Origin of the sequence: Burkholderia sp. SCN-KJ (assembly GCF_024656005.1) — a bacterium.
Classification (GTDB): Bacteria; Pseudomonadota; Gammaproteobacteria; order Burkholderiales; family Burkholderiaceae; genus Burkholderia.
Genome location: NZ_JANKOG010000087.1, coordinates 1 through 1073 on the forward strand (window position 1 = coordinate 1; position 1073 = coordinate 1073).

Here is a 1073-nt window from a genome sequence, read left to right on the forward strand (position 1 = left end):
TGCCGGCGAAACATATGGCCACACCGGTGTGATTTTAAGATGTTCGCAAAGCTCTGCGCGCCATCCATAGATTGCTCAAAGCAAACAGCGTGGTGATCTGAGCGGTATTTTTCATCAAACCACGATAGCGAGTCTTCGCATAACCGAACTGCCGCTTGATGACGCGAAACGGGTGCTCGACCTTGGCTCGGATTCCAGCCTTCAGGCGTTCGATCTGATCGTATATCGCGTCCAGAGGATCACTCAGGTCCAGTAGCCTGCGCTTGCCCGGTCTCATCGCAACATGCCAACGCACTGCGTCAGCCTCACAACGCTTTTCGATTCCCTGATACCCGGCGTCGGCGTAGACATCCGTTTCTTCGCCGTGCAGCAACGCCTCGGCAACGGTGATGTCGTGCACATTGGCCGCCGTTCCAATGACCGTATGAACCAAGCCAGACTCGGCGTCTACGCCAATATGCGATTTCATGCCGAAGTACCAGTTACCGCCTTTCTGCGTCGATTGCATTTCTGGATCCCGGGTGCCGGAACCGTTCTTTGTCGAACTGGGGGCGGCAATCAGGGTGGCGTCGACTGCAGATCCAGCCTTTAGCATCAAGCCTTTTTCCGTCAGGATCTCATTGACCAGCGCGAGCATGTTCGCTGCCAGTCCATGTGTTTCGAGCAGATGGCGGAACCGGAGAATCGTGCTCTCGTCCGGCAAACGCACCATGCCTCCGTCGAGGCCCGCGAACTCGCGGTACAGCGGTACGTCGTAGAGCGCTTCTTCCATTGCAGGATCCGACAGACCGAACCACTGCTGCATAAAGTGAATGTGCAGCATCGTCGCGATCGGGAAAGGCGGTCGTCCGGTTTTGCCCGTCGGATAGTGCGGCTCGATCAGCGCAATCAGCTTCAACCAAGGCACAACACGCCGCATCTCATCGAGAAATTCCCGCTTGCGCGTGCGTTTGGTCGACAGATCCAGACCAAGACCCAACTGCGACATCACTCTTCTCCTCAACTAATTCACGCAGCATCCACGATAGCTGAACGGGGTGACAACGCCAGGACTTTTGCAGACCTTCCTTAAC

General features: G+C 56.1%; 1 protein-coding gene. It reads right to left on the reverse strand.

The annotated features are described in order from the left end of the window. Nucleotides 1–34 precede the first annotated feature (34 nt). Complete coding sequence (locus NQV17_RS37735; protein WP_257776151.1) at nt 35–988, reverse strand: IS5 family transposase; 954 nt, start codon at nt 986–988, stop codon at nt 35–37. Nucleotides 989–1073: the final 85 nt, after the last annotated feature.

What these genes read in the sequence shown, in the direction of transcription:
- NQV17_RS37735 (WP_257776151.1), bottom strand. Translation starts at nt 988, where the DNA reads ATGTCGCAGTTGGGTCTTGGTCTGGATCTGTCGACCAAACGCACGCGC.